The sequence below is a fragment of the Aquabacterium sp. genome (assembly GCF_021768455.1).
Classification (GTDB): Bacteria; Pseudomonadota; Gammaproteobacteria; order Burkholderiales; family Burkholderiaceae_C; genus Aquabacterium.
Window position 1 is genome coordinate 1 of the sequence record NZ_JAIZVX010000128.1, and the last position, 12,349, is coordinate 12,349.

13 protein-coding genes and 1 pseudogene are annotated in these 12,349 nt (G+C 69.0%); 8 read left to right on the forward strand and 6 right to left on the reverse strand.

Features of this window, described 5'->3' with window-relative positions; all coding sequences use genetic code 11:
• Nucleotides 1-186 (reverse strand): annotated as a pseudogene (locus QZ994_RS15170) (glutamyl-tRNA reductase); the annotation flags it as partial.
• Between the two features lie 153 nt (nt 187-339).
• Between QZ994_RS15170 and QZ994_RS15175 the strand changes: the two are divergent.
• From QZ994_RS15175 to bioD, 5 genes are all read left to right on the forward strand, one after another.
• Nucleotides 340-609, forward strand: coding sequence for a hypothetical protein (locus QZ994_RS15175; RefSeq protein ID WP_290873432.1), 270 nt, complete (start codon nt 340-342; stop codon nt 607-609).
• A 1-nt stretch (nt 610) separates the two neighbouring features.
• Entirely contained in the window at nt 611-1,273 is a 663-nt protein-coding gene (gene queE, locus QZ994_RS15180; protein ID WP_290873435.1) for a 7-carboxy-7-deazaguanine synthase, read from the forward strand.
• A 111-nt stretch (nt 1,274-1,384) separates the two neighbouring features.
• On the forward strand, nt 1,385-1,756 hold the full coding sequence (locus tag QZ994_RS15185) for a 6-carboxytetrahydropterin synthase (protein WP_290873438.1): 372 nt from the start codon (nt 1,385-1,387) through the stop codon (nt 1,754-1,756).
• Nucleotides 1,757-1,794: 38 nt separating this feature from the next.
• Nucleotides 1,795-3,186, forward strand: a complete 1,392-nt coding sequence (gene bioA / locus QZ994_RS15190; RefSeq protein ID WP_290873441.1) for an adenosylmethionine--8-amino-7-oxononanoate transaminase — start codon at nt 1,795-1,797, stop codon at nt 3,184-3,186.
• Between the two features lie 31 nt (nt 3,187-3,217).
• Nucleotides 3,218-3,910 (forward strand): dethiobiotin synthase, encoded by a 693-nt coding sequence (gene bioD / locus QZ994_RS15195; RefSeq protein WP_290873444.1) that lies wholly within the window; start codon nt 3,218-3,220, stop codon nt 3,908-3,910.
• 18 nt (nt 3,911-3,928) lie between these two features.
• Here the strand turns inward: bioD and QZ994_RS15200 are convergent, their stop codons facing one another.
• Entirely contained in the window at nt 3,929-4,669 is a 741-nt protein-coding gene (locus tag QZ994_RS15200; protein WP_290873447.1) for a pyridoxamine 5'-phosphate oxidase family protein, read from the reverse strand.
• Nucleotides 4,670-4,775: 106 nt separating this feature from the next.
• Here QZ994_RS15200 and QZ994_RS15205 point away from each other — a divergent pair, with 106 nt between their 5' ends.
• The gene (locus QZ994_RS15205) at nt 4,776-6,287 is read left to right on the forward strand and encodes a PLP-dependent aminotransferase family protein (protein ID WP_290873450.1); all 1,512 of its coding nucleotides are present in this window, start codon (nt 4,776-4,778) and stop codon (nt 6,285-6,287) included.
• A gap of 29 nt (nt 6,288-6,316) precedes the next feature.
• Here QZ994_RS15205 and QZ994_RS15210 read toward each other — a convergent pair whose 3' ends face one another.
• Both QZ994_RS15210 and QZ994_RS15215 read right to left on the reverse strand, forming a co-directional pair.
• Nucleotides 6,317-7,060 carry a Bax inhibitor-1/YccA family protein gene (locus QZ994_RS15210; RefSeq protein ID WP_290873453.1) on the reverse strand — a complete coding sequence of 248 codons (744 nt, stop codon included), beginning with the start codon at nt 7,058-7,060 and terminating at the stop codon, nt 6,317-6,319.
• A gap of 37 nt (nt 7,061-7,097) precedes the next feature.
• Complete coding sequence (locus tag QZ994_RS15215) at nt 7,098-7,505, reverse strand: hypothetical protein (protein ID WP_290873455.1); 408 nt, start codon at nt 7,503-7,505, stop codon at nt 7,098-7,100.
• A gap of 101 nt (nt 7,506-7,606) precedes the next feature.
• Here QZ994_RS15215 and nhaR point away from each other — a divergent pair, with 101 nt between their 5' ends.
• Together nhaR and bioF are read left to right on the forward strand one after the other, a co-directional pair.
• Nucleotides 7,607-8,512, forward strand: coding sequence for a transcriptional activator NhaR (gene nhaR / locus QZ994_RS15220; protein WP_290873458.1), 906 nt, complete (start codon nt 7,607-7,609; stop codon nt 8,510-8,512).
• 39 nt (nt 8,513-8,551) lie between these two features.
• The gene (bioF, locus tag QZ994_RS15225) at nt 8,552-9,784 is read left to right on the forward strand and encodes an 8-amino-7-oxononanoate synthase (RefSeq protein WP_290873461.1); all 1,233 of its coding nucleotides are present in this window, start codon (nt 8,552-8,554) and stop codon (nt 9,782-9,784) included.
• Here the strand turns inward: bioF and QZ994_RS15230 are convergent.
• Entirely contained in the window at nt 9,769-10,908 is a 1,140-nt protein-coding gene (locus tag QZ994_RS15230; RefSeq protein WP_290873464.1) for an HD domain-containing phosphohydrolase, read from the reverse strand. The genes bioF and QZ994_RS15230 overlap by 16 nt on opposite strands.
• 125 nt (nt 10,909-11,033) lie before the next feature.
• Nucleotides 11,034-12,349, reverse strand: a 1,316-nt coding sequence (gene miaB, locus QZ994_RS15235) for a tRNA (N6-isopentenyl adenosine(37)-C2)-methylthiotransferase MiaB (RefSeq protein ID WP_290873467.1), incomplete at its 5' end; no start/stop codon positions are given.

Here is a 12,349-nt window from a genome sequence, read left to right on the forward strand (position 1 = left end):
GTAGAGCTCGGTGCGGTTGCAGGTGGACAGCAGCGCGACCTCGGACCCGGCGGCCTGGGGCTGGCTGCCGAGGCGGGCGTGGAAAGCCTTGAGCGTGGGGGCCAACTGGTCCACCGCGAACGCGAAGCGACCCCGCAGGTCGACAGCGGCGGTGGTGTGGTTGAGCCCGAGGGTCAAGACAGTCATGGGTCGGCATTATAAAATCGGGGATTCGCTGTTTGGCGTCGTTGAGCGGATGCCCTTGCCGGCCCTGCGGCGCCGTCCAGTCATTCGTGTGATCTTTCTTGACGCAAGACAAGTGTTTGTCGGCGCTTTCCCCCTCTACCAGCCCCGGAAAACATGGGTCCGTTCGACGCACTCGATCACATCGTGAATTTTTTCCTGCCGGCCCTCGGCATGGCCTTGCTGCTGCCTTCCCTGGCGCGCGTGGTCTGGCGGGCGCCGCTCAAATCGGTCGCTTGGCTGCACCAGGTGCGCTGGGCCGCCGCGGCCAATGCCCTTGTTTTGATCGTGGGCTTGATCGTCACCGGCCGCGACGGCGCCATGGTGACCTATGCCGGACTGGTGCTGGCTTCGGCCCTCACTGTCTGGTGGACTGGATTGCGTTGAGATGACCTACAGCGTCAAAGAGATGTTCTACACCCTGCAAGGCGAGGGCACGCACGCCGGGCGCCCGGCTGTGTTCTGCCGTTTTGCGGGCTGCAACCTCTGGACCGGCCGTGAGGCCGACCGCGCCAGCGCCGTCTGCCAGTTCTGCGACACCGATTTCGTGGGCACCGATGGCCTGGGTGGCGGCAAGTTTGCCGATGCGGCCGCGCTGGCCGCCGCCATCACCGCCTTCTGGCCCGACACCGAGGCCGGCCGCCAGGGCGTGCGCTTCGTTGTGCTGACCGGTGGAGAGCCGCTGCTGCAGGTCGACACCGCCCTGATCGACGCCCTGCATGCGCAGGGTTTCGAGATCGCGGTCGAAACCAATGGCACCGTGGCCGCCCCGGCGGGCCTGGACTGGGTGTGCGTGAGCCCCAAGGCCGGCTCGACCCTGGTGCAGACCACCGGGCACGAACTGAAGGTGGTGGTGCCGCAGGCCGGTTTCACCGAGGCCGACCTGCTGGCCTTCGAGCAACTGGGCTTCCAGCAGTTGCGTGTGCAGGCCATGGACAGTGCCTTGCCCGGCGCGCGCCGCCAGGCCATGGAATGGGCCGTGCAATGGTGCATGGACCACCCGCGCTGGATGCTGAGTGTGCAGACCCACAAGACGCTGGGCATCCGATGACCGCCCAGGCGCATGCGGGCGGGCCTTGAGTCCGTGCCGGGTGTTGCCGATAGACCGACAGACCGATTGCAGTAGAGAAAGACGCGCGGCCACGGCCCGCCAGGATCCCCCATGTTCGAGCTGAGCCAGACCTTTTCCTTCGACGCCGCCCACACCCTGAAGCGGCACGTCTCGCCCGAGGAGGCCGCGGGCAGCCGCCGCATCCATGGCCACACCTACACGGCCGAGGTGATCGTGAAGGGTGAGCGCGACGGCGAGTCGGGCATGGTCGTGGACCTGGCCGTGCTGCGCGAGGTCATCGCCGGCATCCGCAGCCAGCTCGACCACCACTTCCTCGACGAGGTGCCCGGCCTGGGTGCGGCCACGCTGGAGAACCTCAGCGTCTTCATCTTCGAGCGCGTGCAGCAGCAGATCCCCAAGGTGGCCGGCGTGGCCGTCTCGCGTGCGGCGGGCGACCGTTGCCTGTACCGCCCGGGTGCCTGAGCGACCCGACCGCCCCCCGTCCCATGGTTTCGACACCGATGAACGCGGCCTCTCTGGCCGAGCGCAGCCGCCAGGCGGTCTGGCACCCCTGCACCCAGATGAAGGTGCACGAACAGTGGCCACCGCGCGCCATCGTGCGGGCCGAGGGCCCCTGGCTGGTGGATGAACACGGCCACCGCATCCTGGATGCGGTCAGCTCCTGGTGGGTCAACCTCTTCGGGCACAACTTTGCGCCCATCCGCGAGGCCATCACCGACCAGCTCGGCCAGGTCGACCACATCATGCTGGCCGGGCTCACGCATCCGCCCGTGGTGGCGCTGTCAGAGCGCCTGGCTGCGCTCACCGGCCTGGGCCATGCCTTCTACGCCAGCGACGGGGCCAGCGCCACCGAGATCGCCCTGAAGATGAGCGCCCACAGCTGGCGCAACCTGGGCCGACCTGAGAAGCACCAGTTCATCGGCCTGCAAGGCGGCTACCACGGCGAAACCGCGGGCGCCCTGTCGGTGACCGACATCCCGCTGTTTCGCGAGGCCTATGCCCCGCTGTTGCGCCTGAGCGCCACGCTGCCGTCGCCCGATCCGCGCCAGGCCGAGCCGGGTGTCTCGCCCGAGGTCCATCTGGCTTCGGCCATCGAGGCGCTGCGAACCTACCTGGTCGCCCACCATGAACGCACGGCGGCCCTGATCCTGGAGCCCCTGGTGCAGGGCGCGGCCGGCATGGCCATGTACGACCCCGCGTACCTCGTGGCGGTGCGCCGCCTGTGCGACGAGTTCGGCGTGCACTGGATCGCCGACGAGATCGCCGTGGGCTTCGCCCGCACGGGCACGATGTTCGCGCACCAGCAGGCCCTGGACCCCGATGGCATCGCGGTGAAACCCGATTTCATCTGCCTGAGCAAGGGCATCACGGGTGGGGTGCTGCCGCTCTCGGCCGTGCTGACCACCGATGCCGTCTACGCCGCCTTCTACGACGACCGCACGGCCCACGGCTTCCTGCATTCGCATTCCTACACGGGCAATCCGCTGGCCTGCCGTGCGGCCCTGGCCGTGCTCGACACCTTTGCGGCGCGCGATGAGCAGGGCCGCGACGTGCTGGTCCGCAACCGCGAGGCCGCCGCGCGCTTCACCCGTCTGACCCAGCCCCTGAGCCAGCACCCGCGCGTGAAGGCCGCCCGCCATCTGGGCATGATCTGGGCCTGGGACATCGACGTGACCGAGCCCACCTTCGCCGCACGGTATCACCGCGCCGCCATGGACGCCGGCTTGCTGCTGCGCCCCATCGGGTCTACGCTCTACGTCATGCCGCCTTATGTGCTGAGCGATGCGGACCAGGTCTTCCTGGCCGAAGGCCTGCTGAGTGTGCTGAACGCCGTGCTGGCCGAGGTTGACGCCCTGCCGTCCAGCCAGGTGGCCGTGCTGCCCGTGCCCTGAGCCCCTGCCCGCAGACTTTGAGGAGCGCCCCATGGCCGCCTATTTCATCACCGGCACCGACACCGGCGTGGGCAAGACCCGCACCAGTTGCGCCCTGATCCACGCCCTGCGCCGCGGTGGCCACGCCCGCGTGGTGGGCATGAAGCCCGTGGCCGCAGGCTGCGACTGGGTCGAGGGCGAAGACGGCCACCCTGGCCAGTGGCTCAACGAAGACGTCGTGGCCTTGCGCGCGGCGTCCAGCCTGCGCGTGCCCTCCAGCTTCGACAACCCTTACGCGCTGCCCGACCCGGTCTCGCCGCACATCGCGGCGCTGCGGGCCGGCGAGCAGATCGACATCGCCCACATCGAAGCCAGTTACCACGCGCTCAGCCAGCACGCCGACGCGGTGGTGGTGGAGGGCGCGGGCGGCTTCATCGTGCCGCTGTGCGATGCCCCGGGCCAGTGGGCCACCAGTGCCGAACTGGCCGAGCGGCTGGCGCTGCCGGTGATCATGGTGGTGGGCCTGCGCCTGGGCTGTTTGAACCATGCCCTGCTCACGCAGGAGGCCATTGTGTCTCGCGGTCTGACGCTGGCCGGTTGGGTGGCCAATGTGATCGACCCGGCCATGCCCGAGCAGGCGGCCAACCTGGCCACGTTGCAGAACCACCTGCAGGCGCCCATGCTGGCCCACTGGCCGCACGACCCGCGGGCCACGGCCGAGAGCCTGCTGATCCAGCTGCCCTGAGGCGCTGGCGGTTTCGGCTCAGTCTGTGAGCGGTGCCGGGGCCGGCGTGGCCTCGCACCAGGCGGCCACGGCCGGCGACAACGCCTGGCCGCGCGCCAGGCTGGTGGCATCGGGCACGGGCGCCAGCCGCACCGTTTGCAGGGGCAGCACACCGGCCCAGGCGGGGTGATCGGTGTCTTCCTCCTTGTCGTGTGGGCCCCAGCTGCGCACCTTGGCGCTGGCCTCGTTGAGTGGCAGGGCCAGCACCAGCGTGGCCTTGAGCTCGCTGGCGTCGCCCGGTCGGATCTCGGCCTGGCGACCCGGCAGGATGTGGTCCATGAAGGCGGCCAGCACGGCGGGCTTGTCGGCATCGCTCACCACCTCGAAGCGCCCGTAGGCCACCACGGAGCGGAAGTTCATCGAGTGCGAAAACGCCGATCGGGCCAGCACCAGGCCGTCGAGGTGGGTGATGGCCACGCAAGCCTCCACGCCGCTGGCCAGGCGCCGCATCATCGGGCTGCCGCTGGAGCCGTGGATGAAGAGGCGGTCGCCGACGCGCCAGCAGGCCGTGGGCAGGTTGACGGCGAAGGGCTCGGTGTGGCCGTCGGCGTCCTGGCCGCGGGTGTCGGTGAAGGCCACGTGGCAGAGCCAGGCCGCGTCCACGATGGCGTGCACGGTGGCCTCGTCGTAGTGGCCGCGCTCGCTGGCCCGGCGGATGGTGCTGCGGGCGCTGGGCGGCGGCGTCGAAGGGGGCTGAGAGGCGCTGGGTGTCTGGCGCATGGTGGGGCTCCTGATGAGGTTGGGGACCGGGTGTGTGCCTGGCACTGTAGGCAAGTCGTGGCACCATGCACAGAACCATCCGATGCCACTGCCATGGAGCCACGACGTGAGCGAATTGTTCGATGTGCTGAACCCGCCGGGCTTCCGTGCCGAGGCCAGGGCTCAGGGCCTGACCCTGCAGCGTGCGCTGTACGAGGCGCTCAAGCGCGGCATCGTGCAGGGCCGGCTCCTGCCTGGCGCCAGCCTGCCGGGCAGCCGCGAACTGGCGCAGGAGCTGGGCATGGGCCGCAACGGCGTGGTGCACGCCTACGAGCAGCTGGCCACCGAGGGCCACCTGCAGTGCAGCCGCCAGGGCACCGTGGTGGCGGCGCTGGGCGCGGGCGTGCACGGGAGCGGGCGCGCCGAGGGGCACACCGAGGGGCGCAAGGGTGGCCGTGCATCCGCTGATGGCGAGCGGCCCAGACGCGCTGCGTTGTCCCGCCGCAGCGAAGGTTTTCACCGTCTGCGCGACCCTGCGCAGGAGCTGCTGCCCTTCATGCCGGGCATCCCGGCGCTCGATGCCTTTCCCATTGCGCAGTGGGATCGCCTGATGGCGCAGTCGCGCCGCCACAGCGGCTCGGACGCACTGTGCTACCGGGACCCCTCAGGCGAGCCCGAGTTGCGCCAGGCGATCGCGACCTACCTCCGCGCGGCGCGCGGCGTGCACGCTGGCGCCGACCAGGTCTTCGTCACCGACGGGACCCAGCAGGCGCTGGAGTTGTGCGCCCGCCTGCTGGCCGATGTGGGCGACACCGCCTGGATCGAGCACCCGGGATACGGCGGCGCCCGCACGGCCCTGTTGCAGGCCGGGCTGAGGCTGCAGCCCGTGACGGTGGACGCCGAGGGCATCCATCCGCCTGAAGCCTGGTGGGCCGAGCGCACGCCCCGGCTGGTCTACACCACACCGTCTCACCAGTATCCACTGGGCCCCACGCTGACCCTGGCCCGGCGCATGCAGCTGATCGAGCAGGCCCGTCGCCATGGTTGCTGGCTGATCGAAGATGATTACGACAGCGAGTTCCGCCACGATGGCCCACCCCTGGCGGCCATGCAGGGGCAGGTGCAGGATGCGCCCGTGGTCTACCTCGGCACCTTCAGCAAGACGGTGTTCCCGGCCTTGCGCACGGGCTTCATGGTTTTGCCGGCAGCGGTGGCGGAGCAGGCGGCGGGTGTGATTGGCGCCTGGGCGCCGCGTGGGCACGCCATCGCGCAGCGGGCCCTGGCCAGCTTCATCGCAGAAGGCCATTTCACGCGGCACCTGCGCCGCATGCGCCAGCTCTACCGAGGGCGCCAGGTGGCGCTGCGCGAAGCCCTCGCCACCCACTGGCCCTGGCCGGGCGAGGTGCTGGGCGCACAGGCGGGCATGCACCTGGTGCTGTCGCTGCCCGAGGGCCTGCCTGACCACGCGCTGTGTGAAGCGGCCCTGCAGCAAGGCCTCAGCCCCCGGCCACTCACGGCTTATGGCACGGGCGGCATCGGGGGCTTCAACGGCCTGGTCATGGGCTATGCGAACACCCCGGCGGAGACCATGGTGCCGCTGGTGCGCACGCTGGCGAGCGTGGCGCGTTCACTCGCCTGAGCGCTGGCGGGCGCCCAGGCTAGGCGGGCTCATTCCTCGTTGCCGCCACCGATGCCGAACAGCATCAGCAGGCTGCTGAAGAGGTTGTAGACCGTCACGAACAGGCCCACGGTGGCGAGGATGTAATTGGTTTCGCCGCCGTTGACGATGCGCTGCGTCTCGAAGAGGATCATGCCGCACATCAGCAGCACGACCATGGCCGACACCGCCAGGCTGAGCGCGGGGATCTCGAAGAAGACCGCACCCAGGCCCAGGGCGAAGGCCACCAGCATGCCCACCATCAGGCCCTTGCCCAGGAAGCTGAAATCGCGCTTGCTGGTCAGGGCCACCGCCGACAGGCCCAGGAAGGCCACGGCCGTGGCGCCCAGCGCATTGGTGATGACCGCCGCGCCGTGAGGCAGGGCGAGCACCGCGTTCAGCGTGGGGCCGAGGCTGTAGCCCAGGAAGCCGGTGAATGCGAACACCGAGAGCAGGCCCCAGCCCGAGTTGGCCGTCTTGTGCACGAGGAACATCAGGCCGAACATGCCGGCCAGGCTGATCAACAGGCCCGGTGCCGGCCAGCCCATGCTCATGCTCAGGCCTGCCACGCCGGCGCTGAAGGCCAGGGTCAGGCCCAGCAGGGCGTAGGTGTTGCGCAGCACGCGCTGGGCACCGACGCTGTGGGCGCCAGTGGGGGTGCCAGCCTGCTCGCCCTGGTCGCGCCAGTGCACGTCTTCAAAAGAGGTCTGGCCAGCGCGCAGGGCGATGGCACGGGAGCGGGTGTCGTCGGACATGGTGGTTTCCTTCAAACGGTGAAAAAGGGGGGTGGGATCAGGCCGTGTCGGGCAGGGCGTCAAAGGCGTCGAGCGCGCGCGCCATGCGGCGGTTGCGTGGCGCTTCCTGGCGCAAGCGGCTCAGGGCGCGACCCCGCTGCGTGCGGCTGCGGATTTCGCCGAGCTGCTGGCCCACGGTGTGCACGGCGCGGTGCAGGGCGCGGTCGACCAGGGCGCGCACGGAGTGGCCCCGGTCGCGCACCACCGCGGTGGTGTCTTCGAGCTCGACGACGAGTTGGCAGTCCTTGTCGTTGCCGCCCCGGGGGCCGTTGATGTCGCGCAGGTGCAGGGTGGCGCCCATGGCCTGCTGGCCGAAGCGCGACAAGGCTTGCCGGAGGCGCTGCCGGATGTGCTCGCTTTCCTCGCGAGACAGGATCAGGCCATGGGTCTGGATGAACACACGCATGATGAAGTCCTCTCTACAGGGTGGATGACCATGCCAATGTAGGGAGGATGAAGCTTCGGGTAAATTCGATTTTTGAGTGTGAACGTTTCGGGGAAATCGACATGAACTACAAGCACCTGCTTTACTTCTGGACGGTGGCGCGGCTGGGCGGCGTGGTGAAGGCGGGCGAGCACCTGCACGTGACGCCGCAAACCGTGAGTGGCCAGATCCAGCTGCTGGAAGAGGCCTTCGGACGCCCCCTGTTCGAGAAGAAGGGGCGCAAGCTGGCGATGACCGAAACCGGCGAGCTGGCCTACCGCTATGCGCAGGACATCTTCAGCCTGGGCTCGGAGCTGGAACAGGTGATGCGTCTGCCGCCAGGCACGCGCCGCCCGGCCGAGCTGCGCGTGGGCATCGCCGATGCCGTGCCCAAGATGGTGGCGAGCCGCCTGATGGAGCCTGCGCTCACGGGGCCGCAGCCCTTCAAGGTGATCTGCCGCGAGTGGAAGCTCGACAGCCTGCTGGCCGAACTGGCCGTGCACCGGCTGGACCTGGTGCTTTCTGACCGGCCCTTGCCACCTGCCTTGAGCGTCAACGCCTACAACCACCGCCTGGGCGGTGCCAGCGTGGGCTTTTACGCCGTGCCCAGTGTGGCCAAGGGCCTCAAGGGGCGTTTCCCGGCCAACCTGGATGGGGCGCCTTTGTTGATGCCGAGTTCCGAGTCGGCCATGGGCGTGCGCCTGGCGCAATGGCTGGGCAAGCACAAGCTGCAGCCGCGTGTGGTGGGCGAGTTCGACGACAGCGCCATGGTCAAGACCCTGGGGCAGCAGGGCCATGGCGTGTTCACCGCGCCCATGGTGCTGGACGAGCAGATGCGCACGCAGTACGGCGCCAGGCTCCTGGGCGAGGCCAGCGACCTCATCGAAGACTTCTTCGTGATCACGGTCGAGCGCCGCCTGACCCACCCTGGTGTGCTGGCCATCACCGAGGCCGCGCGCCAGGGCCTGTTCGCCGGCTGGCAGCAGTGAAGCGGGCGGTCGGGTGTGGCGCTGTTAACCTCTCGCCCCATGACCGCCCTGTTTGAACACGACCTGGCCCGCCTGCGCGAAGCCCACCTGCTTCGCCATCGCCGCCAGGTGTCTCCCCTGATCGCCCCGGCCGAACTGGCCCCCTCCCAGGAAGCCCTGCGCGCCACCACCTACCTGATCGACGGCAAGCCCCGACTCTCCTTTGGCAGCAACGACTACCTGGGCCTGTCCCAGCACCCGGCCGTGATGGCCGCGGCCCATGAGGCCATTGCCCGCTACGGTGTGGGCGCCACGGCCTCGCCCCTGGTGTGCGGCCACAGCCCTGCGCACGAACAGCTGGAAGCGGCCCTGGCGGCCTTCACCGGCCTGCCTCGTGCGCTGTACTTCTACGCAGGTTATGCCGCCAACGTGGGCCTGGTGCCGGCCCTGGTCGGCAAGGGCGATGCGGTGTTTTCCGATGCGCTGAACCACGCCTGCCTGATCGACGGCATCCGCCTCTCGCGGGCCGAACTGAACGTGGTGCCCCACGGCGATCTGCAGGCGCTCGAAGCCGCCTTGCAGGCCAGCACGGCGCGGCGCAAGCTGGTGGTGACGGATGCCGTTTTCAGCATGGACGGCAATGTGGCCGATGTGCCCGCGCTCATGGCCCTGTGCGAACGCTTCGACGCCTGGTTGCTGATCGACGACGCCCATGGCTTTGGCGTGCTCGGCGAACACGGCGAGGGCACGCTGTCGCACTTCGGCATGGTCGGACGTGGGGGTGTGGCGCCCGCTTGGCAGGGGCGCATGGACCGCCTGATCTACATGGCCACCCTGGGCAAGGCCGCCGGTGTGGCCGGTGCCTTCGTGGCGGGCGAGGCCAGCATGGTCGAGTGGGTGCTGCAGAAGGCGCGCACCTACATGTTCGCCACCGCCGCGCCGGCCATGATCGCCGCGGCGTTGCAGGCCAGCGTGCAGGCCTTGCAGGACGAGGCCTGGCGCCGCGACCACCTGCGCGTGCTGCGCGAGCGCCTGCGCGCGGGCATCGTGTCGGCTGGCCTGCCCTGGACGCTGATGCCCTCGGAGACGGCCATCCAGCCTCTGGTCATCGGCCGCAACGAAGACGCCCTGGCCGTGATGGCCGCGCTGGATGCGCAAGGCGTGTGGGTGCCGGCCATCCGCCCACCCACGGTGCCCGAGGGCACGGCGCGGCTGCGCATCTCGCTGTCGGCGGCGCACACGGTCGAACAGATCGACCAGTTGCTGGCCGCCCTGGTTCAGGCCGCGGTCTGAGCCAGACTGGCCTTGCGGCGCAGGGCCAGTCTGACCTGGCCCCGAGGGATGGCGTCCACCACCTTGAAGGGTGAGAGGCTGGTGTCGCGGGGCAAGGCGCTGGGGTAAGGGCGGCCATCGGCGGCGATCAGGCTCTGCACATGCGGCATGTGGGCCTGTTCGCCCCGTCGCACGACCACGGCCGTGTCGCCGTTGGCGAGCTTCACGCCCGAGCCTGGCGGGTAGATGCCGATCTCCTTGATCAGGGCGGTGGCGTAAGGGTTTTGCGCGCCCCCGCATTTCACGAAGAGCTCGCGGGCGGCCACATGGGCGGGCAGGGCCGGGCGGTAGCTGCGGGCGCTGATCTTGGCCAGGTAGACGTCGGCGTGGTGCACGAGGCAGGCGAGCTGGTTGAGGTCGCTGCGGTCGGTGGGCAGGCCCTTGTCATCGGTGCGCACATGGTGGCGCTCGACCGTGCGCAGCCAGTCGGCATCGGTCACACCGGCACGCTCCAGCATGGCGCGGCTCTGGGCACCGTGGCCGTTCACCACGGCCCGCTGCTGGGGTGTGAGGGGCAGGGCCTGGGTGTTGAGCGTGTTCTGCATGGTCAACATGCCCAGGTTCATGGTGATGGCGGCGTTGCTCAAGGTCTGGCGCTCGGTGGCGCTCAGGCCGAAGCGCTCGGCAGCGAGGCTGGCCACGAAGGCGGTCTGCACGGCATGGGAGACGGCGTAGCTGCGGTGGTCCTGGTTGACCACCTCGAACATGCCGGCATCGGGGTCCTGGAGCAGACCCTTATGGATGTCGTCGGACACGGCGCCCACGCCCTCGGCAAAGCGCAGGTGCTGCAGGGGCTGGGTCAGCAGGGTGTCGACGCGCTGGTTGATGTCGGCCCACAGCACGGCGGGCTCGGGGCGCACCGTGTCACGCTGCGTGGCCTCGAAGGCCTCCTGGTCCACATAGACCCCGCGCTCCACCAGGGCCGCCAGCTGGGCGGCATCGGCCAGCAGGTAGCCCTGGCTCAGCAGCAGCTGGCCGGCTTCATTGCGGACGTTCCACGGCAGGGGTTCGTGAAGGCGGATTTGCTCGGTGCACAGTCGAAACAGCTTCATGGCGGCACGGCCCCAGGCGAGTTGGCATGGCATGGACTGTCGAGCAATCCACCCCTGTCCGAAACGCCGATGTGCTGCGCTTTTCCGTGCTGTTTGTCTCGGTGCTGACACGCATTCGCCCCGACGGTGTGTCAGGGCACGTGACCGCTGTGCCTGGCTCAGGCCAGGATCAGCTCGGCGCGCAGCGAATGCGGGTAGGCCTGGGTGATGGTCACGTCGATCAGCTGGCCGACCAGGCGCTCGCGGATGGCCTGGGTGGGGCCGGCAGCGAAGTTGACGATGCGGTTGCACTCGGTGCGGCCCATGAGCTCGCTCGGGTCCTTGCGGCTGGGGCCTTCGACCAGGATGCGCTGGCGGGTGCCCACCATGGCCTGGCTGTAGCGCGTCACATTGGCCTCCAGCACCGCCTGCAGGGTTTGCAGGCGCTTGAGCTTGACCTCTTGTGGGGTGGTGTCCTCCAGCGCGGCGGCCGGAGTGCCGGGGCGGGCGCTGAAGATGAAGCTGAAGGAGGCGTCGAACTCCAGGTCGTGCACCAGCTTCATCATCTTGTCGAAGTCTTCGTCGGTTTCACCTGGGAAGCCCACGATGAAGTCGGACGAGAGCTTGATGTCGGGCCGCACGGCGCGCAGCTTGCGGATGGTGCTCTTGAATTCGAGGGCCGTGTAGCCACGCTTCATGGCCATGAGGATGCGGTCGGAGCCGTGCTGCACCGGCAGGTGCACGTGGTTCACCAGCTTGGGCGTCTTGCCGTAGACATCGATCAGGCGCTGGCTGAATTCGTTGGGGTGGCTGGTGGTGTAGCGGATGCGCTCCAGGCCGGGCATCTCGGCCACGTACTCGAGCAGCAAGGCGAAGTCGGCGATGTCGGCCGTGTCGCCCATCTTGCCGCGGTAGCCGTTGACGTTCTGGCCCAGCAGGGTGATTTCCTTGACGCCCTGGTCGACCAGGTCGGCCACCTCGGTCAGCACGTCGTCAAACGGGCGCGAGACCTCTTCGCCGCGGGTGTAGGGCACCACGCAGTAGCTGCAGTATTTCGAGCAGCCTTCCATGATCGACACGAAGGCCGAGGCGCCTTCCTTGCGCGGCGGCGGCAGGTGGTCGAACTTTTCGATCTCGGGGAAGCTGATGTCGACCTGGGGGCGCTTTTGCTGCTGGCGCTTCTCCAGCATGGCGGGCAGGCGGTGCAGGGTTTGCGGGCCGAAGACCACGTCCACATAAGGCGCCCGCTCGATGATGGCCGCGCCCTCCTGGCTGGCCACGCAGCCGCCCACGCCGATCAACACGCCCTTGTCCTTCAGGTGCTTGACGCGGCCCAGGTCGGAGAAGACCTTCTCCTGCGCCTTCTCGCGGATGGAGCAGGTGTTGAACAGGATGAGGTCGGCCTCTTCCGGGTCGTTGGTGGGGGTGTAGCCCTTGGCCGCGTTCATGACGTCGGACATCTTGTCCGAGTCGTACTCGTTCATCTGGCAGCCGT

What these genes read in the sequence shown, in the direction of transcription:
- QZ994_RS15175 (WP_290873432.1), top strand. Translation starts at nt 340, where the DNA reads ATGGGTCCGTTCGACGCACTCGATCACATCGTGAATTTTTTCCTGCCG.
- queE (WP_290873435.1), top strand. Translation starts at nt 611, where the DNA reads ATGACCTACAGCGTCAAAGAGATGTTCTACACCCTGCAAGGCGAGGGC.
- QZ994_RS15185 (WP_290873438.1), top strand. Translation starts at nt 1,385, where the DNA reads ATGTTCGAGCTGAGCCAGACCTTTTCCTTCGACGCCGCCCACACCCTG.
- bioA (WP_290873441.1), top strand. Translation starts at nt 1,795, where the DNA reads ATGAACGCGGCCTCTCTGGCCGAGCGCAGCCGCCAGGCGGTCTGGCAC.
- bioD (WP_290873444.1), top strand. Translation starts at nt 3,218, where the DNA reads ATGGCCGCCTATTTCATCACCGGCACCGACACCGGCGTGGGCAAGACC.
- QZ994_RS15200 (WP_290873447.1), bottom strand. Translation starts at nt 4,669, where the DNA reads ATGCGCCAGACACCCAGCGCCTCTCAGCCCCCTTCGACGCCGCCGCCC.
- QZ994_RS15210 (WP_290873453.1), bottom strand. Translation starts at nt 7,060, where the DNA reads ATGTCCGACGACACCCGCTCCCGTGCCATCGCCCTGCGCGCTGGCCAG.
- QZ994_RS15215 (WP_290873455.1), bottom strand. Translation starts at nt 7,505, where the DNA reads ATGCGTGTGTTCATCCAGACCCATGGCCTGATCCTGTCTCGCGAGGAA.
- nhaR (WP_290873458.1), top strand. Translation starts at nt 7,607, where the DNA reads ATGAACTACAAGCACCTGCTTTACTTCTGGACGGTGGCGCGGCTGGGC.
- bioF (WP_290873461.1), top strand. Translation starts at nt 8,552, where the DNA reads ATGACCGCCCTGTTTGAACACGACCTGGCCCGCCTGCGCGAAGCCCAC.
- QZ994_RS15230 (WP_290873464.1), bottom strand. Translation starts at nt 10,908, where the DNA reads ATGCCATGCCAACTCGCCTGGGGCCGTGCCGCCATGAAGCTGTTTCGA.